Source organism: Paenibacillus sp. J22P59 (genome assembly GCF_059383895.1).
Genome location: NZ_JBXENX010000012.1, coordinates 35194 through 54058 on the forward strand (window position 1 = coordinate 35194; position 18865 = coordinate 54058).

Sequence of the window (18865 nt, forward strand, 5' to 3'; positions counted from 1 at the left end):
CAGAGGAACAACGTTCGATTTCCTCCGCTATCTTATCCTGCTAAATGTAGAACTATTGGTATCCATTCTTTATTTTCTGGCGATAAATTGATTGACCCAGCTTCCAAAGCCTTTCGGATTCCTGCTTTGAATCAGAACGACGCCTTCCCCCCGGAATTTGCAGACGATAGCCTCTCCGCTTGTCAAGCTGTTGAGCCATCCATTGGCTGCTTTCTCAATGCGGTAATCCATATAAGCGGGCCAAGCGACCAAATGGCCATTATCAATGATCATTTCTTCACCCGGTGCAAGATTAATCGCATGGATAGCTCCGAAGGAAGAGAGGAATACCGTCCCTCTGCCGCTAATCTCCACGATAAAGAATCCCTCTCCTGACAAAAATCCGCGTGCTAGATTTTGCATCTTTGTGTTGACTTCGATCCCGCTAGTACCTGCTAGAAAACCATCTTTTTGTACATAGAGCTTATAAGATCCGTCCAATTCAATCGCCTGAATATCTCCAACTGAGCTTGGAGCAAGCAGAACCTCGCCGCGCCCTCTCGTCGCAGCCAGCTCTTGGAAGAAAAATTTCTCGCCGCTCAGCATACGGCCCAAGCCTCTCATAATGCCGCCATCTACTGTTCCACGCAGTTCCAGACTCGGAGTCATCGACACCATAGCTCCTGCTTCTGCTTTGATAAGCTCGCCTTGTTCAAGCTCAACCTTAAGTAGTGCAAATGCGCCTTCGTATAATACTTGATGCTTCACTATAAATTCCCTCCAGTTGCAATTATAATTTGTTATATTATAACAAAATGCCCCTAGCTTGTCTGAACAAAATACAAATTCACCTGATTCTAGAAGAGCGAATCTTAGAAGCATTACTATTGATTTTATCAGAAAATATAACAGGTTAGCAGGAAACTGCTGATAATCTAGCTGGAATTTCTAGCCTGTAACAGCTGAAAGCTGATATACTTGTACACAAATAGAGATGTGGAGGACATTATTGTGAAAAAAAGAATCATTATGATGCTCGCTGTATGCACACTGCTTATTGGAGGATGCTCGAACAATACGGACAAGGCACCAGAAAGCACGCCGCCGGCTGCTCAAGCTACCCAGACACCTGAGGCTTCTCCTGAGAACAGCTCCTCTCCGGAAGGGACGATTCCTCTTACAGAGAAAAGTGTGATGTCTGGTGCTGCTACCATGCTAATTCCCAATGAGTTCGAGCTCATGTCAGATGAAATGATTAAGGTAAAATACCCTTCTGGCAAAGCGCCGAAGGAAGTCTATACGAATGAAGCCGGTACCATAAATATTGCGGTGAATGCCAAGGGCGGCGAATTGGCAGAGAAGGATTTCGACTCCTTCCTGGAACAAATGAAAGATGCGCTCGAACCGAATGCAACTCAGTGGGTTGATGATGGCGTATTCGAGATCAGCGGCAAAAAAGCCGGACATTTGTCCTTTCTAGTCAAAGCGCCAAAGGATGATTCAGAAATATATAACCATATGGTCTTCTTGACCGTTAACGATGAATTGATGCTCATCAGCTTTAACTGCTTGAAGGAGCAAATGCCGGAATGGCAATCCGTTGGCGAGACTATTGTACGATCACTGAAACTAAGCTAGCTCCAAGTCATACCCTATTTTATCTTTGTCATATATCCCACCACTTTTATGACACATAAAAAAAAGGAACTGCATGCCTTAGCTCGCATACAGTTCCTTATTATTTTTCCGTTTACTTTTACAAATCCTATCAACCATTCTTTCCTGTTGATAACAAGCGCTGCAGCTCTTTAATTTGCGGCCGTTCCCCTGCCACCACCAACAACTGCCCTGCCTTAAGAACGGCATCTGGACCAGGAGTAAGATCAGCTGCTTGGCCCTTCTCAACAATTGCCAAAATCACTGCTCCTGTCAAGCGAGCGATATCCAGCTCACCTATATGTTTGCCTATACAAGCTGAGCTTGATTCAAGCCGGATCCATTCAATAAGCAGGTCCTCAAGCATAACATCCTGTTTATCCAAATATTTGGGCTTATACGTAATCCCGGACAAGATCGCTGCTGCCATTCTCGACTCCTCGTCCTCCAGCGTCACAACAGACAATACCTCACCCGGATCTTCCGGGTCCATATGAAAGCACTCTCTATGTCCATCGTTGTGTACGATAATAATAAGATGATCACCGCTTCGGGTATGCATTTCATACTTTTGGCCAATTCCAGGCAGCTCTACCTCTCTGACGTTCAAGTTAAGCTCCTCCTTCTGCTTGTTTCATCAATGCCGCATTATCGATTGCTGTCACACGAACGTCCATCGGTCCAGATGGTGTAATAATGGATATTAACTCATCTATCGAAGCCATTAGGAGCTGCCTGCCTACTGGAGATAAGAATGAGATGCAATTATTGCCTGGCTCTGCCTCCTGCGGGAATGTAATCTGGAAGGAATCCACCGATTGAAACTCTACATATTCAATAGTCACACGACTTCCCACCAGCACAACCGAGCTCACAGCATCCTCATCTGCAAGAGTCAGCAGCCTCTCTAATCCAGAAGTATAAGAGACCAATAATTGCTCCATTTCCATTCGTTCCTTGCTTTGCCGAGAAAAATAAGCCGTCATCATTCGACTTTTTTCTTCCTTCAGTACAACAAGCTGCTTTCCTATCTGTCCCTGGACATACAGGAGATCACTATGGCTCATAGTAGATTTCCCCCCCGATGCGCGGGCTGATTATTACATATGCCTTCTTACTCATTCTGATCGCCTCCTACATGAATAAAAAAAGACCTCTGACTAAGGAGGTCTATTGCTATCTTATCAGACTGCTAGAATAAGTCTATAACTCCCCTCTCTAATACGTCATTTAGGAAAAAAGTACTACGAAATAAAAAAATTGAAACCGGGACCTTTTTAGCACGTATAATACTTTACGGATTTTTTCTGCGTAGAGAGGTGTGCATCTATTTTATGCTTCAGGATGTTGTCGATTTTTTCATGGAATTTGGTCCTTGGGGCTTGTTCATTCATGCCTTTGTAGATGCCATTATCTTTCCGATTCCTGCCCTGTTTCTCCAACTTCCCTTGAGCTTCATGAATCCCCAATCGGCATTATTGCTGGCCACAATCGGCTTCATCGGTTGCCTGCTCGGTACACCTATCGGGTATTTAATCGGCAGAGTTCTCGGTAATTCAGTATTATATAAAATTCTAAAAAAAAGCTGGGTGGATTCGGCATCCGCCATGTTCCAGAAAAATGGTGAGGCCGCCATCTTGATCGGCTCCTTCACTCCTATCCCCTTCAAAGTATTCACGATCTTGTCAGGAGCGTTGAACTTCCCACTGTGGCGTCTTATGATCTATGCTGCAATAGGCAGGGCCGCCAAGTTTTATTTGATCGGTGGATTAATCTATATGTACGGCCAAGCGGCAGAGAGCATGGTTCATGACGTTTCCATTTATCTATTTGCTATTGGCGTGCCTCTCATTATTCTTTTCCTGCTAATCCGCAAGGCTGTTCGCAAAAAACGCGCCGCCGCCGCTCTTCTCCTTGAGCAACAAAGCGGACAGAGCAAGCAAGAAAGCCAATAACGTTCTCTTCTTGCTGTGCTCCACGATATGGTGGACAAGCCTGAACTTTATATAGAGCAAGAAAGCCCCTGCCCATCTCTTTGAGATAGGCAGGGGCTTTCTTCTTATTTGTAGCTACATAGGGTTAAAACTTACCAGGCATTGACACCAAGCTTAGCAATCGTCTCACGGATAAAGGCCGGCTCATCCTCCGGTGTTCTTGATGTCACCAAATTACGATCCACCACTACTTCCTTATCAACGAACTCTCCGCCCGCGGCTCTAACCTCATCGGCTATACCCGGGTAAGAGGTTAATGTACGTCCTCTTAGCAAGCCTGCTTCCGCCAATATTTGCGGACCATGGCAGATGGCTGCGATCGTAATGCCCGCTTCATCCGCCTCTTTCACGAAGGTCTGCACATCTGCATTATCCTTCAGGTGAGACGGAGATTTCCCTCCGGGAATAATAACGGCATCATATTCCGTAGCCTTTGCATCCTTAATGGCCAGATGCGAGGTATACGTAATCGTTCCTTTCTTGCCTTTGAGCTCCTCATTCTCGTTCAGACTAATAATAACCGTATCATGACCGTTTTTGACCATTTCGTCAAAGGGGTTCTGCATCTCGGAATCTTCGAATTCGTCTGCCAGTAGAAAAGCTACCTTTTTAACCTTACTCATGATTCAGCACTCCTCTCGATGTATAGCAACTCTATATTACTTTACCCAAAGAGGAGAGTTTCAAAGCATTACATGCCGTATTGCGTAATCTTCATCAAGTTCGTCGCACCAGCTTGTCCACTTGGAGTCCCGGCAGTAATGACGACATAATCACCTTTTTCCAGCAAGCCTGTGCTTCCGCCATTCGAGAGTGCAGATTGAAAAATATCGTCGGTTGAGCTTGGCTTGCCTCCCTTAACGGGAATAACGCCCCATAATAACGCTAACCGCTGCAATACATTATCATCCGAAGTGATCGCGATAACGGGCGATTTAGGCCGATATTTGGATACCATACGTGCTGTGAAGCCGCTCTCGGTCGTTGTTAGAATCGCCTTCGCCTTCAAATCCAGCGAGGAGCTTACTACAGCTTGGCTGATAACCTCGGTCGTCGTCGTCGGTTGTACCGAGCTGCGAAGACGGAAGCCATCGAAGTAATCCAGCATCGACTCTGCCTTAACCGCAATAGATGCCATGGTGCTTATGGATTGAACAGGATACTTGCCCGCTGCTGTCTCGCCCGATAGCATAATTGCATCTGTTCCTTGCAATACGGCATTCGCCACGTCACTTACTTCCGCTCGGGAAGGACGCGGATTGACCTGCATCGAATCCAGCATATGCGTTGCTACGATAACCGGCTTGCCGGCTGCATTACACTTGGTGATCATTTCATGCTGGATCATAGGGACATCTTGGACAGGAATCTCTACGCCAAGGTCGCCCCTTGCCACCATAATACCGTCTGATACGGCTATGATCGCGTCGAGATTTTGCACGCCTTCTTCATTCTCAATTTTTGAAATAATTTGAATGTGGCTCGCTCCGCAGTTCTGCAGCAGCTCGCGAATTTGCAAAATATCTTCTGCTCTTCTTACAAAGGAAGGCGCAATGATATCAATTTTCTGCTCAATGCCGAACAAAATATGGCGAATATCGCGATCGGTTACGCCCGGCAGCGTCGTCCGAATCCCCGGAAGGTTCACGCCTTTTCTCGGCTTAATAATTCCGCCATTCAAAATGGTGCAGCTAATTTCCGTTCCTTCTATCGTCACAACCTCAAGCTCAATCAGACCATCGTCCAACAAAATTTTGTTCCCGGGATTCATCACCAATGGAAGCTCCGCATAATTGACATGAATGCGCTCGCCGTTACCAACGATCTCTTCCGTTGTCAGAATGAGCTTCTCTCCTACTTTAAGCTCATAGGAAGCCTCCTGCAGCTTGCCGATTCGCACTTCCGGCCCTTTGATGTCGAGGAGGATAGGCACAATAGCCTGGGTTGCTTGAGCAGCCTCGCGAATACGTTCAATTCGCCCTGCATGATCCTCCAGCTCGCCATGAGCCATATTCAGCCTCGCGACATTCATTCCCGCTTCAATCATGTCTTTCAATATTTCCGTAGAGTCACAAGCAGGTCCCATGGTACAAACAATTTTTGTTTTACGCATCTCGTCTGATTCCTCCTGAAGTCTGTTATATATCTTATATTGTAGACCTTTTCTTTCCAAAGAACTACGAATTATAGTATTGTATATGTATCATAGTACTATCTATGGAGGAGATTGTTGGATGCTGAAGCTAAATAACGTCCGTCAGGATAGAGGTGTCGATTGGTTTGAGGATGGGATAAGGCCCACCGGAACAGCCTCCCTAATCCTAGTCAGTTACGGCAAAGTCGTCTATTGGATTGACCAGGAGAAAATCATTTTGGAAAAAGGCGATCTGCTGTTCATTCCCGCTTGCCAAGCCTATTATGGAAAGTGTGTACCTACCGTTTTTCACGAAAAATATGTCATTGAATTCAACCTTATAGCTCCGCAATTGCCGCTCCTACTGGAGAACCACTGGATCAAATCTAAGACCGGCAAATATGAATTATATCTAGAACGTGTAAAAACGATGTTCGTAGAGTGGAAGGAGCAGTCGCGTTATTCCCCTATTATTGGACAAGCTATTCTGACAGAATGTCTAGCTATATGGAATCGCGAGCTGGATGAAGGGCCTTACTCACCAGATATCCATCACCATGTGGATCGCATGAAGAGCTATATTCTTCATCACTATCAGAGCAAGATTACCAAAGAAGAGCTCGCCAGCCATATTCAACGAAGCCCCAATTATGCCGCAACCTTATTCCGGCGAGTAACAGGCCAGACCATCAGCGAATTCGTTCATTCCACAAGAGTGAAAAAAGCAATCTATCTGCTTGTGGATTCTGCCTTGACCGTTGGGGAAGTCGCTGAATCGGTTGGCTATAGCGATGTCTCTTATTTTCAGCGCCTCTTCAAACGCTATACGGGCAAAGTACCAACTGATTTCATGAAAGATCGGCCAAAGTAACGACATTGATAATCCATATTAGGAATCGAGCTGTCCTAAAAGCAGACGGTACATTCGAATGAGCAAGTTAGAACTCATTTCATGAAAAAAAGCGCAGGATTGGGACGATACGAGTCCATACCTGCGCTTTTTGCATAGACAAGCATCCGCTCAGTTACTCTTAATAAACCTCTAACCGCGAACGTCGCATTCCTCACTATTGTGTGAGGCTATCCTCATCCCTCGCGGTCAGATTCCGTGATTAAATAAGTTCTATGAGGCTGACCTCACAGCTCGGGAAGCCAGCCTCCGGAGATATGAGGTCAACCTCATATCTCCCAACTACTCAGTAGAAATCACTACAAATGTATGTGCATCCCCTCACACCTACGTGATCTTCCCTCATAAACGTTCTCCAGTCTCAGCTCAAACTAACACAGAAACGAAGGTTTTTTCTTTATCCAATAGTATGAAGGTTAAATGAGGCTGCACTTTACAACAGAGCCTTTACGACAACCATTAGTTATTAGTTAATGAGGCTACTAATCATTGATGGCTTTTGCAGATGATAAAAGCAGCCTGCCATGTTAGTGAGGGAATGTGATGCACAAATTAATGAACACCGTTGCTCTATTTCACTCCATAGACAGCTAGAAATGGGCAACAATGAAGGTAGCTTCATTAGTGGGGCAGTTCGATTCTCGACTAAAGACTACAGCTTGCGCTATCCCCCGATTATGCCCAGATTAAGCATACATTTGAGAAAAATGCATCACAAAAAAGAGTAAGTGCCTCATTTGAGCTAACTGTAACGGAGAAAAAGCGCCTTTAAGTTGAAGGTAGAGGTAGAGGTAGAGGTAGAGGTAGAGGTAGAGGTTGAGGTAGAGGTAGAGGTTGAGGTTGAGGTAGAGGTAGAGGTAGAGGTAGAGGTTGAGGTTGAGGTTGAGGTTGAGGTTGAGGTTGAGGTTGAAGGTAATCCCTGCCTTCTATACAAACAGGCTGTAGCAAAAATCATATTTATGACTTTTGCTACAGCCCTATTCCTGTTACTTTTTCATGCCTTCCAGCATTTCTGCTCGAAGTAAACTGCCTTTTTAGCAAGCTGAATGCTTTTGCTACATCCATTTCCACCAAAAAGGACGTACACCTTAGCTGCTCCTACTTCACCGCACGGAAACGATACACTTTGCTGGCATAGTCGCCATGGAACTGCGGCTTAGGCAAGCCAGCATAGAGCAATTCATCACCGCCATAAGCGGCGCCGTTCTCCTGCCATACATAATTCCTATTAGGATCGAGCCCTTTCAGCTGAAAACGACCCAGCGGAGCATGAGGTTCCTGCAAAACGGTTACATAGACAGCGAATGCTTCGCTCTTGTCTTTGGATACATACATCCATGCTGCATCATTGCCCTCGAATGGGCTCTTGAGACGGTAGAAATCGCCGAATTGGACGAGATGGCGTACTTCCTTATAGAGCTCAACCTGCTGCTTCACCGTCGTCTTCTCTTCTTCTGTAAACTTGGTGAGATCAAGCTCATAGCCGAAGTTACCGGATAGTGCAACATTGCCTCTTGTCTCTAATGGCGTGATACGTCCCACTTGATGGTTAGGCACCGCCGATACATGCGAGCCCATCGAGCTGATCGGATAGACGATGCTTGTGCCGTATTGTATTTTCAAGCGTGACACTGCATCTGTATTATCGCTGGTCCATGTTTGCGGCATATAATACAGCATGCCTGGATCGAACCGACCGCCTCCGCCTGAGCAGCTCTCGAATAGGACATGCGGGAATGCCGATGTGATTCTCTCAAGCACCTCATACAAACCAAGCATGTAACGATGAGCCGTCTCCCGCTGGCGCTCACTTGGCAGCAGAGCAGAGCCAATCTCAGTCATATTGCGGTTCATATCCCACTTCACATAAGTAATCGGGGCACTTGCCAATATATCGGATACCGATTGGACAATATATTCACGTACATCCTCACGCGACAGATCAAGAATGAGCTGATTGCGGGCAATCGTGCGCCTACGTCCCTCTACATGCAGGCACCAATCCGGATGCGCGCGATATAGATCACTATCTGGACTTATCATCTCCGGTTCGAACCATAGGCCAAATTGCATGTCCAGATTGCGGACGCGATCAACCAGATCCTCCAGGCCATTCGGCAGCTTGCGCCGATCCACGATCCAATCACCCAGTGAGCTATTGTCCTGATCCCGCTTGCCGAACCAGCCGTCATCCAGTACGAACAGTTCTATGCCAAGCTCTTGTCCTACCTTCGCAATCGACTCGATTTTATCCGCAGTGAAATCGAAATAGGTCGCTTCCCAGTTATTAATTAAGATCGGTCTGCTCTCATCCCGGAATGCTCCTCTTGCAAGGCGAGTGCGATACAGATCATGATAGCTGCGAGACATTCCGCCAAGTCCATCAGCGGAGAAAACAAGAACAGCCTCCGGCGTCTGGAAGTGCTCGCCAGGTTCTAGTAGCCAGCTGAAATTAAAAGGATTAATACCAGCGAATACGCGGGCGGTATGAAATTGATCGACCTCAACACCTGCGGTGAAGCTTCCGCTATACACTAGACTAACCCCATATACATCGCCATGCTCCTCGCCTGAGCCGTCTGACAGCAAAGCAATGAATGGATTCTGCACATGGCTGCTTGAGCCGCGGCGGCTCTCAATAGATTGCATGCCTGGCTCCAGCGGCCGGCGATGCACATAGCGCTCGCGGATCCAGCTCCCTGATAACTGCAGCATATCATATTGATCTGTAGCAAAATCAAGGCTCATGCTCAAAGCTCTCAGCAGCTGCAAGCTGGCTGAACCATTATTCACTAGCCTAGCAGATCTTGTGATCGCATTATGATGCTTGAATGTCGTATAGGTTAAAATAACCGTTAATCCCGACAAGGCATCCTTCAGTGTCAGCTCCAGTGTCTGTGCTTCTTCCTCGTCTTCTACATAGATAGCGGGCAGCCCTTGCAGACCAGGTTTTCCTGCTCGAATCGCATGCGATTCATAGCGAAGATCCGTTATTGTCGATCCATCTGGGAGAAGAGCTTGATAAGCAGGCGTTCTATTATCCGAGTTGCCGTATGCCGGATATTCATGAGGCAGCGTATCTAGTGATAAGCTCAACCGATCAGGATCAGTCGAAGGGCTCATGGAAGCACGAACCTGCATCTCGAGCAGCTTCTCTAATTGATTGCCGCGAACGCGGCGTCCCCAGTAAAGATGTGCGGGATAACCACCCTCAACAATTTGAATCACATAGCTCGTATTCAAGGATTGCAAATGAAAGATTTGTTTCTGTTCATCATATAAAATAGCCATCTGTTAGTTTCCTCCTGTTGTATATGAAGGGTTGCCCCCGCAGCTTTCACGAATCATGAGCGTAGGATTAATCAGGACATGCAGCGCTACTTCTCTGCCTTCTACACGTTCAAGCAATAATTGAACAGCCGTCTTGCCCATTTGCTCCATATAGACCTTCACAGTTGATAACGGAGGATGAACGAAGGCGGATACTTCAATATCATCAAATCCGATAATCGCCATTTGTCCCGGAACCTTAGTTCCATGCTCATGCAGTGCTCTCAGTGCCCCAATTGCCATAGGGTCGCTTCCGATAAAGCAAGCTGTTGGCACTTCATCCTGCTCCAGCAAGCGCTGCATCAGCGAATATCCCTCATTCGTGGACCAATGACCTGCAAGCATCCATTCCGGCCTGAATAGTCCTTTATCCGTTAGCAGTTGCCTGAACCGCTTCATTCTCGGCTCATTCTCGGCATAATCCTCGCCACCGCCTATATAGCCGATTCGAGTATGTCCCAAGGAGAGCAGATGCTCTACAACATCCTCTACAGCTTTATCGAAATTAAGCTGGATAGAGTCATAGCCGATCTGCGAAGGAGGGTCAATCTGAACAATCCTAGTATGATTGCCAACCATCTGCTGAATCTCCTGCTCACTAATCCCGCCTACAACGATAACACCGCCAAGCTGATGAAAAGAGGGAATATCGCCAGCATGCTGTCTCCACACGCTCCCTATTGCAATACCAAGCTCCTCGCAACGCTTTTCTATGCCTTTCCTAATCGAAGCATGGTAAGGATCGTCATTGCCTTCTTCTTGTGACGAACCGAACAATAGCCCAATCTCAAGACTTGCTAATAGGTTTTCCTTCTTTAATCTCTTTAATCTTGTGGGCTTATATTGCAGCTTCTCCGCTATCGCGAATATTCGCTCTCTTGTATCTTCGCTTACGGATAACGTAGCATCATTATTCAGCACTCGAGATACGGTAGCCGGAGAAACTTGGGCTTGCTCTGCAATTTGTTTGATGGTTGCCATTATACTCACCACTTAGTTTTAGTTAATAATTTTACTAAATATCATTATTAATTTTATCAAATATTGTTTTCCAATACAACCTCAAGCTAATCCTCTTTAAAAAAAGGCCCTGCACATTTCATTGTGCAAGACCTGTTACTTAATATAATTAATAAAAAGTTCAACTATATCCTCATCCTCAATAATTGGGTTATAAGTGCTATTTCATAATTACCCCCTACCACTGAAGAATACAGTAGGACAGCTTTCGCTGCCTTTAGAAATCTTTTCGTTTCATAATTTGCAAGCCCAGTAAAAGAGCCGCGAGCATGTAAGCTGCTGTATATATAAGAAACGAATTAGAAGGAGGAGCTGTTACAGTAACCAGACTAGACACGCTGTTAATCTGGAGCATGTCCGAAAACTCTCTAATGGACAGCAGCTCTGCGAGCATTCGCTGCTGAATAGCGTCAGCAGGCATCGCGACCGTAATAAGCCCCGTAATCATACGCAGAGTCTCCATCCCCTCTCTCTGCATAACATGACTTCCCGCCATACGCTCAATCATGCTCCCAAGCCATCCCATGCCAAATAGCATCGTCATACCAATGCCGTTGCCAAGCGGTGACAACCAGCATGAGCCCAGCATTGTAAGAGAGACCAACAACGGTATAACGGCTGCATACAATAGAAAAGCAATGATGAGCACATCAGGCTGAAACCTTATTCCAGTATGTATCCATGCCACAAAAAGAATAGAAACAAACATAAGTCCAGCATATGTAACACCGAATGTGCAAAACCCTAGCCAGCGTCCCAGATACCATTGCCAGCGAGGCAGAGGCCGGGCTAATACCGATTGCAATACGCCATGCTCTGCTTCACCGGATACTGCAGATACAGAGCTGAATATAGCGAGAAAAGCGACCGCAAAAGCCCCAAAGAAAAATCCCACGCTTAGGAGCATCGCACCACTCTGATAACGACCAATCCATTCATCCATAGCAGACTGATAAACAATGGATTCTTTACCTTGCATCATAGCCGCACATACGAACCAAAAAGCAATGATAAATAGAATCGTCATGATTACTGTCATCATTGTTACCCGTTTACGAATCAGCTCTTTCCAGGTTAATCCCCAAACAGCACTCATCTGCGCTCCCCCCTATGCTCCAAGCCCGATACTTCCTTCAAAAACCATTCATCCAGTTTGGAAGAAGCTTTGTGGGACTCATAGAGCGTCAGACCTTGATCGATTAGTAAATAGTTCAGTAAGCCAATCTGCTCTTCATTATCTAGCTCAGCTTCGAGCCATACCGTATGATCCTCATCATTCGGCTGTTCTTCTGCAGCAGCAAGATAAACAGGTATACCGATCATATCCTGTAAAAAGTCCAGCACAATAGCTGTAAAACCGCCGACGCGTACGCGCCAACGGTTCTTCGAACGAAGCATCTCTGTTATCGAGCCATTTGCTCTGATGCTTCCATTATTCAATAATGCGATTCGATTGCAGACCTGTTCAACATCCTCAAGAAGATGTGAATTAAGGAAAATGGTTTTGCCTTGTTCACGAAGTCGAACAAGCAGTTGTCGAACCTCATGCCTTCCCAAAGGGTCCAGAGCTGAGGCAGGCTCATCCAGAAACACGATACGAGGGTCTCCGAGCAAAGCGCTTGCCAGCCCTAATCTTTGCTGCATTCCTTTGGAATAGCCTTTAATTCGATCCTTGCCCCTGCTTCCGATGCCCACTTCATCAAGCAACTTATAGATGCGTTGTTTGGCTGCGATTCGGTCAAGCCCACAAAGCTTGGCGTGAAAGTGAAGCACTTCCTCACCAGTTAACCAATCGGGATAGCGGAACAATTCCGGTAAATATCCGATTGTCCGCCTTGCTTCGACGCTTCCGGCAGGCATGCCGAATATGCGGGCTTGCCCTGTAGTTGGCGCGATTAATCCAACAAGCAGTTTCACTATTGTGCTCTTCCCCGCACCGTTCGGACCAAGGAAGCCAAAGGCTTCCCCATTCTCGATCAAGAAGGAAACATCGCGAACGCCGCGCCCATCGCCGTAATCCTTCGTCAAATGAATAGTCTCAATAGCTACTTCAGTCATTGCCAATCAGCTCCGCAAGATAAGATTCGATAATAGATTGCTCGGTCAGATTATAAAAGGAAGCATTCACAACCTTCCCATTCTCCATCCACACCGCGTTCCGGTAATGACTATCCCCTTGTTCCAGATAAACATCTACCCCTTCTATACTCAGCTTATCAAAAGAATCATCTGTAACGAGTGGAAATGGTACTTTCCCTTCCTCCAGCCGTGAAGACTGCATGATCGCATTTCGTATATTTTCAGGTAACGCCGGGAAATTAACGATAGCATCAAATGCATCTTTTGCATCAATAGAAGAATCGATTTGGATGGTTGGAGCATTCATGTAGCTGACGTTAATCCGGCTTTGATTCTCATTAACAGATAAAAAATAATCTGAGGATACTACTCGGTCAATATTGAGACTAATTGGCTTGCCGTCTACGGAATCTGGGAGCAGCTTCTTTGCGTTCAGCTTCTTCATTACCTTGTTAATCTCTTCTACATGCAATGTGAATGTGAGCTCCTGTGATGGGGATGTAGAAATATGCCATTCAGTCTTATCTACCGAATTGCCTATAGTCAACTGCGGTATGTTGATACCAAATTGCTCATAAACTTCCTCTGGCAGTATACTGCTGAATTCACCTTTTGAAGTATTCACGAATTCACCAAAACGGTTGCTTAACTCCATCGGTCTATCTTCCATAAAAATACGCATAAATTGCTGCAAATCATTCTGCTGTAAAACCACAACTTCATTCATCTTAAATTTGTTTAATAAAGAAGCGAGCGCTTCATTCGTGGTCGGCAGCATAATGACTGCCGCAACCATAGAGGCTGCCACTGCCATACCTGCTTTTTTGCCATGACGTTTAACCCAACGCTGCAGATGTGAGATAGATTGCTTATTCTTTTTATTATCCGTATCCGCATATTCCAAAGAGGATTGATCTCCATCAGTTCCCTTTGGAAGGGCTCCAGTCTTATAAGGGACCTGAAGCTGTGCGGAATGCAGACCTTGTTTCTCCCATTGTGCCCACAGCGGTGAAGCCTCTTCGTTAACCAACCGTTGTTCTATTCGGGCCCAAGCTTCTTTTCTAGCTGTCTGCTCCAGAATCTCTTCTTGCACTGAGTCATTCGTTTTCATCAATGATTCCTCCTATTCGTTAGACATGGCGCTTGGTCGTCTGCAGCGCCTGTTGCTTGAATCGCTCGCCGGCTCTCTTCAGCATTGTTCCTACTTGAGGCTGCTTCACCCGAAGCTCCTCTGCTATTTCCGCATAACTAAATCCGGAATACCGCAGCATAAGCAATTGTCTATCCCGTTCAGGAAGCGAAGACAGCCATTGCTGAACTTGTTCCTGCTCTGCCCGCTCCAGTGCAGTCTCTTCATTCGATTGACAGGCTTGCGGCTCCGACATAAGCTGATGCTCCGACTTTTGGATGAGCGCCCGCTCCTTAACTTTCTTCTCGATATAATCGTAAGCTTGTCTTGTCAGCACACGATGGAGCCATGCGCCAACAGCCTCTAATTGCTCAGGTGGATTGCGATATAATTTCAGGAATACCTCCTGTGCGATATCTTCTGCTGCTGCTTGATCCTGGACAAGGCCGATTAACTTGCGGCGAACTGATGGATAATGCTGTTCAAATAATTGTCGAAACAATTCCGGCGCCGAATGTTCCATATCGCTGTCCTCCTTTTTTTGCTTAAGCTATTAATAGGACGGTAAAACGGAAGAGAATGTAACCCATTTCAAATAATTATTTGGGATGTAATATAAAAAAGTCCATCTCTCCTAGAGACGGACTCAAAAATTCGGCAGCTAACTAGCTGTTTGCTTCTTATTAAAAAATTCCACGAAGCGATCTGGCGGCACAGGCGGGCTATAGAAATAGCCTTGTACGAGATCACAATTATGCTCCTGAATAATTTCCAGCTCATCATTGGTCTCCACGCCTTCAGTTACAACCTTCATATTCAGGTTATGGGCAATGACGATCAAAGATTTGAAAATCATCTGCTTCCTTATGTCGGAGACAATATTGTTAATGAAGGATTTATCCAGCTTCAAATAATGAAGAGGTATGTTCTGCAAATAGCTGAGAGAGGAATACCCTGTACCGAAATCGTCCAGCGACAGCTTGACGCCGAGGTATTGAAGATCATGCAAAATCTTCAACGTATGCTCAGGATTATCCATGAAAATGGATTCTGTCAATTCCAGCTCAATCTGCTCTGGCCTTACTCCAGCTTCTGATATAATCTGTCCAATCGTATCTACGATATTTTTTTGTTGGAATTGAATCATGGACATATTGACGCTGATTGTGATCGAGTCGATCCCTGCTCGCTCCCATTGCTTAATCTGTTCACAAGCTGTTCTAAGCACCCATTCGCCTAACAAAATGATAAAGCCCGTTTTCTCAGCTAGTGGAATAAATTCCAGCGGCGATATCATCCCTAGCTCTGGATGCTTCCAGCGCAATAATGCTTCCGCGCCATAAATACGGCCGCTGGACAGCTCAATCTTGGGCTGGTAATACAATAGAAATTGATTGCCCTCCAATGCCGAGAATAGGCTGTTCTCCAGCACAAGCTCCTTGGTCGGCACATTATTCATTGTAGGCGTATACAGGATACGAGTATTGCGCTGTTTTTTCGCAATGTATAACGCAATATCGGATTCCTTGACAAGCTTATCCCCTGTGAAGGCATTGCACTCATGCTGAAGACTAATTCCGATGCTGGCAGTCATATAAAAGATTCTATCGTTCATCCGAATAGACTCCGCAACGGACGTTAGAATATCATCGGCAATCAACATCGGCTGCTGCAGATGATTGACTTGCTCCAGTAATACGCCAAATTCATCTCCTCCGAATCGGAAGACCATTCCTCGTAAGCCGACAATCTTCACAATTCGTTCCGCTATTTGCTTCAGCAATAAATCACCCATGGAATAATCAAGTGAATCATTAATAATTTTGAAGCGATCAATATCTAAGAACAATAATGCAAAATTGCCAACAGCGCCGCTCTGTATTTTCTCGTCCATATGACGATTGAATCCATAGCGATTGGGAAGCCCCGTCATTAAATCATGAGTCGCCTGAATTTGGATACGCTGTTCCGCCTCATTGCGGTAATCGATCATTCGGTTGAACTGGCTTGCAATCAGCTCGAATTCATCTCTCGTATGCATATCCAAATGCTGCTTGACATCGCCGTCCGCTAACGCGGCTGAAATTTTTATTACCTTTTGTATATTTTGCAAAATGATTTTTCGCACCATAAAATACATAAGTAGCACCATGATGATCAGCATAATAACGGCTACCATAATAACGCTCCAAAAGCTGGAGTAATACCCCTCCAAAATATTGCTCTTTGGAATGACTACCTCAAGATGCCACAGGTTGTCTTGAATCGTTATTGGATTGAACATTCGCAGCACAGCGCCCTCATAATCCCTGTCCGATGTATACAAATATGCTACGGTATCACTCTTAAATTGATCAATAGGAGTACTGCCGGGCCATTGTACATAGTTCTTCATCGTGAGCTCTGGATGAAGGCTATTAACCAAATAACGATTCTCGGCCGTAATCAAGTTGGCATGACCATTTAATGGCTTAACGTCAGCTAAACCCTTCTTAATCGTATCCAGAGAGACATCTGCCCCTACAATACCTAGGAATCTGCCCGTTTCATCAAGAATAGGAACGACAAAAGAGGTCATAATGGTCTCTTTTCCATCAATTCTATACGTGTAGGGCTCTAGCAAAGTGAACTTTTTAGTCTTCTTCGCAACTTGATAAAAGTCGCCTACGCCAGCTTGCTCGTAATTATGTAAGGGAAGAAGCTGTATTTCATCGTTCACTCGAACCGCGTAAGGGATGAATCTGCCTGTTTCATCATCATAGCTGCTTGAGAGCGAATGTGCGAAGTCTCGATTATCAAAGGCATTCGGTTCCCATAACGTATAAGAGCCTAATAGGAATGGATGCTCTTGGACGGTTCTCTCCAGCAGTCGAACGACCTGCTCACGATCTTGATTTGCCCCTTTTTTCATGTCCATCATAGCGTCCCTTAGAGACTCCAGCGAAGTAATCGTATGATCAATCTTATTTGATAAATCATTAATGTAGGCCCAGGACTGTTTCTGTGCAAGCAATTCCCCATGCTGGAGACTCGCATCGTGCAGCTTCGCCAAATAAAACAAGGCAAACAAGGTGAAAGACAGCACCATGAGGGCTCCTAATGTTGTTATCAGTTTCTGCGCTATGCTGAGCCTCACCTTACTCACTTCCCGACCTCCTAAAGGTTTTGCGTAGCAAAATCCTGCATCGTAAGCATCTTCTATCTGGTTTTGCGTAGCAAAATCCTGCATCGTAAGCATCTTCTATCTGGTTTTGCGTAGCAAAATCCGCATCGTAAGCATCTTCAATCTGGTTTTGCGTAGCAAAATCCTGCATCGTAAGCATTTTCAATGGTTTACATAAACTTGTATACATATACTTTAGCATTCACCAATCATATTCCTGCATCTTAAGTATATATTTTCAAATTAAGGGAGGGAAAGAACGATTTCTTCGACGATAACTAGCAAATTTCGACGTTTTTCCTCAATTTGTGATATCTTTCTAGTATACTTGACAAATTAAGTGAAATTCAATGGAGTTCTCCAATCAAATATCACAAATCGACAAAAAATAAAAACGTAATCAGACAAAAACCTCTAGGTCATGGTGAGTTCGTGTGAGTGAGGGAGGTAAATCTGGTGAAGCTTGAGGATTAATGCATAGAAATGATGTGTGCCGCAGTTCTGCAGCGGTAAGCCAAAAACCTCTGAATGCACTTAAAAAAGCCGCTTCAGAGGTTTTTTATTTCGTCAAGAACCAATTAACCTTTTACCGATCCTGCTGTCATACCCTTCATAATTTGCTCCTGGAAAATAAGGTACACGCCTATTGTTGGCAGAACAGCAAGTGACATTGCAGCCATCGTCAGCTTATAGTCAGTCGAATATCCCGTAGCGAATACAGAGAGACTCAGCGGCAACGTTTTGAGATTCGGATCACTCATGAACACGAGTGCGAATGAGAAGTCATTCCAGTAACGAAGGAAAGCAAGAATGCCTACTGTAGCAAGCGCTGGAAGGGTCAGAGGCAGCATCATTCTGAGGAATATGCCCCAGTAGCCCGATCCATCGATCATAGCAGCTTCTTCGATTTCTTTTGGGAATGTGCTCATGTAAGCCATGCAGATGAAGATCGCAATCGGAAGCTCGAACGCTGTATAAGGCAGAATCAATGCTGCATAATTGTTCAAGATGCCGATTTTGCTCATTAGAATGAATAATGGCACTAGCGTACTATGAATCGGAATAAGCATACCTAGCATGAAGACCGCGACGACTAGAAACTTGCCTTTGAACTTAAACCGGGCTAGCACGTATGCGCACAGCGCTCCAAGAATAAGCGTCAGGACGAGTGCAAGCACCGTAACAACGGTAGAATTGAAGTAGGCTTTTCCCATCTCCGCAACTTCCCAGGCTCTGGTGAAGTTATCGAAACTCCAGACAGCAGGCAAACCGAATGGCTTGGAGAAAAACTCATCATTTGTTTTGAATGCGCTAATAAAGAGCCATATTAGCGGATACAAGGTGACAAGAGCATAAACCGTCAATCCCACTGTCAGCAGGCCGGTCTTCAGCTTTTTGGTTCCGACTCCTTTACCGGGAGAGGAGGCTGGCACACTTGTATGTGTCGTATTCGCTCGTGTAGACATAACTT

17 protein-coding genes are annotated in these 18865 nt (G+C 45.4%); 4 read left to right on the top strand and 13 right to left on the bottom strand.

Features of this window, described 5'->3' with window-relative positions; all coding sequences use genetic code 11:
• Window positions 1-69 precede the first annotated feature (69 nt).
• Entirely contained in the window at window positions 70-747 is a 678-nt protein-coding gene (locus AC50YO_RS19740; protein WP_494849886.1) for a TIGR00266 family protein, read from the bottom strand.
• Window positions 748-990: 243 nt separating this feature from the next.
• Here AC50YO_RS19740 and AC50YO_RS19745 point away from each other — a divergent pair, with 243 nt between their 5' ends.
• Window positions 991-1617: a DcrB/PsbP domain-containing protein gene (locus tag AC50YO_RS19745; RefSeq protein ID WP_494849887.1), complete on the top strand. Its 627-nt coding sequence runs from the start codon at window positions 991-993 to the stop codon at window positions 1615-1617.
• A 130-nt stretch (window positions 1618-1747) separates the two neighbouring features.
• On the opposite strand, the gene AC50YO_RS19750 is transcribed toward AC50YO_RS19745, so the two are convergent.
• Together AC50YO_RS19750 and AC50YO_RS19755 are read right to left on the bottom strand one after the other, a co-directional pair.
• Window positions 1748-2245 (bottom strand): cation:proton antiporter regulatory subunit, encoded by a 498-nt coding sequence (locus tag AC50YO_RS19750; protein WP_494849888.1) that lies wholly within the window; start codon window positions 2243-2245, stop codon window positions 1748-1750.
• A gap of 1 nt (window position 2246) precedes the next feature.
• Window positions 2247-2702, bottom strand: coding sequence for a GreA/GreB family elongation factor (locus AC50YO_RS19755; RefSeq protein WP_494849889.1), 456 nt, complete (start codon window positions 2700-2702; stop codon window positions 2247-2249).
• A gap of 267 nt (window positions 2703-2969) precedes the next feature.
• On the opposite strand from AC50YO_RS19755, the gene AC50YO_RS19760 reads away from it, so the two are divergent.
• Entirely contained in the window at window positions 2970-3590 is a 621-nt protein-coding gene (locus AC50YO_RS19760) for a YqaA family protein (protein ID WP_494849890.1), read from the top strand.
• Between the two features lie 131 nt (window positions 3591-3721).
• Here the strand turns inward: AC50YO_RS19760 and AC50YO_RS19765 are convergent, their stop codons facing one another.
• Window positions 3722-4252, bottom strand: coding sequence for a type 1 glutamine amidotransferase domain-containing protein (locus AC50YO_RS19765; protein WP_494849891.1), 531 nt, complete (start codon window positions 4250-4252; stop codon window positions 3722-3724).
• Window positions 4253-4320: 68 nt separating this feature from the next.
• Window positions 4321-5742 carry a pyruvate kinase gene (gene pyk / locus AC50YO_RS19770; RefSeq protein WP_494849892.1) on the bottom strand — a complete coding sequence of 474 codons (1422 nt, stop codon included), beginning with the start codon at window positions 5740-5742 and terminating at the stop codon, window positions 4321-4323.
• Window positions 5743-5863: 121 nt separating this feature from the next.
• On the opposite strand from pyk, the gene AC50YO_RS19775 reads away from it, so the two are divergent.
• Window positions 5864-6634 carry an AraC family transcriptional regulator gene (locus AC50YO_RS19775; RefSeq protein ID WP_494849893.1) on the top strand — a complete coding sequence of 257 codons (771 nt, stop codon included), beginning with the start codon at window positions 5864-5866 and terminating at the stop codon, window positions 6632-6634.
• 812 nt (window positions 6635-7446) lie between these two features.
• Window positions 7447-7698, top strand: coding sequence for a hypothetical protein (locus AC50YO_RS19780; protein ID WP_494849894.1), 252 nt, complete (start codon window positions 7447-7449; stop codon window positions 7696-7698).
• Between the two features lie 73 nt (window positions 7699-7771).
• Here the strand turns inward: AC50YO_RS19780 and AC50YO_RS19785 are convergent, their stop codons facing one another.
• From AC50YO_RS19785 to AC50YO_RS19820, 8 genes are all read right to left on the bottom strand, one after another.
• Window positions 7772-9964, bottom strand: a complete 2193-nt coding sequence (locus AC50YO_RS19785; protein WP_494849895.1) for an alpha-galactosidase — start codon at window positions 9962-9964, stop codon at window positions 7772-7774.
• Window positions 9965-9967: 3 nt separating this feature from the next.
• Complete coding sequence (locus AC50YO_RS19790) at window positions 9968-10984, bottom strand: LacI family DNA-binding transcriptional regulator (protein WP_494849896.1); 1017 nt, start codon at window positions 10982-10984, stop codon at window positions 9968-9970.
• Between the two features lie 256 nt (window positions 10985-11240).
• A complete protein-coding gene (locus AC50YO_RS19795) occupies window positions 11241-12119 on the bottom strand; it encodes an ABC transporter permease subunit (RefSeq protein WP_494849897.1) in 879 nt (292 codons plus the stop codon).
• Window positions 12116-13081, bottom strand: a complete 966-nt coding sequence (locus tag AC50YO_RS19800) for an ABC transporter ATP-binding protein (RefSeq protein ID WP_494849898.1) — start codon at window positions 13079-13081, stop codon at window positions 12116-12118. Before AC50YO_RS19800 ends, AC50YO_RS19795 begins: the two co-directional genes overlap by 4 nt.
• Window positions 13074-14213 carry a hypothetical protein gene (locus tag AC50YO_RS19805; protein ID WP_494849899.1) on the bottom strand — a complete coding sequence of 380 codons (1140 nt, stop codon included), beginning with the start codon at window positions 14211-14213 and terminating at the stop codon, window positions 13074-13076. The genes AC50YO_RS19800 and AC50YO_RS19805 overlap by 8 nt, the downstream gene beginning before the upstream one ends.
• 19 nt (window positions 14214-14232) lie before the next feature.
• A complete protein-coding gene (locus AC50YO_RS19810) occupies window positions 14233-14754 on the bottom strand; it encodes a sigma-70 family RNA polymerase sigma factor (protein ID WP_494849900.1) in 522 nt (173 codons plus the stop codon).
• A 138-nt stretch (window positions 14755-14892) separates the two neighbouring features.
• Window positions 14893-17376: a bifunctional diguanylate cyclase/phosphodiesterase gene (locus tag AC50YO_RS19815; RefSeq protein ID WP_494849901.1), complete on the bottom strand. Its 2484-nt coding sequence runs from the start codon at window positions 17374-17376 to the stop codon at window positions 14893-14895.
• 596 nt (window positions 17377-17972) lie between these two features.
• Window positions 17973-18860 carry a carbohydrate ABC transporter permease gene (locus AC50YO_RS19820; protein ID WP_494849902.1) on the bottom strand — a complete coding sequence of 296 codons (888 nt, stop codon included), beginning with the start codon at window positions 18858-18860 and terminating at the stop codon, window positions 17973-17975.
• Between the last annotated feature and the right edge of the window lie 5 nt (window positions 18861-18865).

Coding starts and splice junctions, on each gene's coding strand:
- AC50YO_RS19755 (WP_494849889.1), bottom strand. CDS start 2,702: ATGAGCCATAGTGATCTCCTGTATGTCCAGGGACAGATAGGAAAGCAG.
- AC50YO_RS19760 (WP_494849890.1), top strand. CDS start 2,970: ATGCTTCAGGATGTTGTCGATTTTTTCATGGAATTTGGTCCTTGGGGC.
- AC50YO_RS19765 (WP_494849891.1), bottom strand. CDS start 4,252: ATGAGTAAGGTTAAAAAGGTAGCTTTTCTACTGGCAGACGAATTCGAA.
- pyk (WP_494849892.1), bottom strand. CDS start 5,742: ATGCGTAAAACAAAAATTGTTTGTACCATGGGACCTGCTTGTGACTCT.
- AC50YO_RS19775 (WP_494849893.1), top strand. CDS start 5,864: ATGCTGAAGCTAAATAACGTCCGTCAGGATAGAGGTGTCGATTGGTTT.
- AC50YO_RS19785 (WP_494849895.1), bottom strand. CDS start 9,964: ATGGCTATTTTATATGATGAACAGAAACAAATCTTTCATTTGCAATCC.
- AC50YO_RS19790 (WP_494849896.1), bottom strand. CDS start 10,984: ATGGCAACCATCAAACAAATTGCAGAGCAAGCCCAAGTTTCTCCGGCT.
- AC50YO_RS19795 (WP_494849897.1), bottom strand. CDS start 12,119: ATGAGTGCTGTTTGGGGATTAACCTGGAAAGAGCTGATTCGTAAACGG.
- AC50YO_RS19800 (WP_494849898.1), bottom strand. CDS start 13,081: ATGACTGAAGTAGCTATTGAGACTATTCATTTGACGAAGGATTACGGC.
- AC50YO_RS19805 (WP_494849899.1), bottom strand. CDS start 14,213: ATGAAAACGAATGACTCAGTGCAAGAAGAGATTCTGGAGCAGACAGCT.
- AC50YO_RS19810 (WP_494849900.1), bottom strand. CDS start 14,754: ATGGAACATTCGGCGCCGGAATTGTTTCGACAATTATTTGAACAGCAT.
- AC50YO_RS19820 (WP_494849902.1), bottom strand. CDS start 18,860: ATGTCTACACGAGCGAATACGACACATACAAGTGTGCCAGCCTCCTCT.